Source organism: Streptomyces sp. NPDC005070, from assembly GCF_053600395.1.
Window position 1 is genome coordinate 1 of record NZ_JBSFZS010000533.1, and the last position, 1,296, is coordinate 1,296.

The window sequence follows — 1,296 nt, forward strand, 5'->3', positions numbered from 1 at the left end:
CTCACTTGTGTCCCTGCAATCCGCTGCCTACGCGGCTCGCGTGTCCATGGCTGACTCCGTCCGAGCGAGCGGGCCTGTTCGCGACTGGACCGACGCCCGATCCGGTTGATCCGGCCGGTGTACTCCGCGCGCAGATATCGGGAGCTGACGTGTTTTCAGAGGTCCGGAAGGGGTTAGCTTTGAGGAGACGTTGACACTCGGTTGCTCAGCGAGCAATTCGAGTCCTAATCCGCAGCTTCGTTAGCAATGACTTACGAGCAGTAGCGGTCGGTTGTATGGCATTTCTGTCGGCTTGCGGGTCGCCGGTTCGACACGATGGTTCGGCGGTGGCGGCGAGCAGGGCGGTGTCGTCGTCGACCTGGTCGGGGGTGTTCAGCAGCTCCAGGGCCCGTTCGGTGATCTGCTGGGGGTCGGTGCGGGCGGCGGCGGGCAGCGCGCCGCAGGTCTGGCACAGGGCCGCCAGGCAGTCGTCCAGGGACAGTGCCCGGTTTTCCACCAGGCCGTCGGTGTACAGCAGCAGGCTGGTGCCGGGCGGGAACGCCACCTCGCGGTCGGCTGGGGTGCTGCCCAGTCCCAGCGGCAGCGCCGGGGGCAGCTCCAGGTAGGCGGTGTCGGCGGCTACCAGCAGGGGCGGCAGGTGCCCGCTGGCGGCGTAGCGCAGGCGGTGGCGGTGTGGGTTGTAGACCGCGTACAGGCAGGTGGCGAAGCGTTCGGTGGCGAGCGACTGCAGGTAGGCGTCCAGCCTGGCCAGCACCTGGGCCGGGCCGGCGCCCTCCATCGCGAGGCTGTGCAGGGCGGAGCGGAGTTGGCCCATCACGGTGGCGGCTCCCACGTCGTGGCCCATGACGTCGCCGATGGCCAGCCCCACGGCACCGTCGGGCAGTGCGAGCACGTCGTACCAGTCGCCGCCGACCTCGGCGCCGCGGTTGCTGGCCCGGTAGTGGGTGGCCAGGCGCACCCCGGGCACCTGGGGCAAGCGGTGGGGCAGCAGGGCGCGCTGCAGGGTCAGGGCGAGGCGGCGCTCGTTGTGGTAGCGGGTGGCGTTGACGTAGGCCATGGCCAGGCGGTGGGCGAGGTTCTCCAGATACTTGTGTTCGACCGCTGAGTAGTCGGTGTGCCGGACCAGTACCAAGGCCCCCAGTGTCTGGTCGTGGGCGTGCAGCGGCAGGGCCAGCACGGCGGCGGGCGCCGGGTGCGGGCCGGTGCACGAGTAGAGGTTGCCGATGCCCTCGTGGTCGGAGAGGAACGCGATCCGCCCGTCGACGAACATCGGGCAGGCGAGATGGCCGCCGAGTT

1 protein-coding gene and 1 pseudogene are annotated in these 1,296 nt (G+C 69.9%); both read right to left on the minus strand.

Translation table 11 applies throughout. From position 1 onward, the window contains the following. Window positions 1-86 precede the first annotated feature (86 nt). Window positions 87-155: pseudogene (locus tag ACWEBX_RS40900) on the minus strand (IS200/IS605 family transposase); the annotation flags it as partial. Between the two features lie 50 nt (window positions 156-205). Further along, window positions 206-1,296 (minus strand): PP2C family protein-serine/threonine phosphatase (locus ACWEBX_RS40905; RefSeq protein ID WP_451889748.1); only part of this gene is annotated, 1,091 nt, incomplete at its 5' end.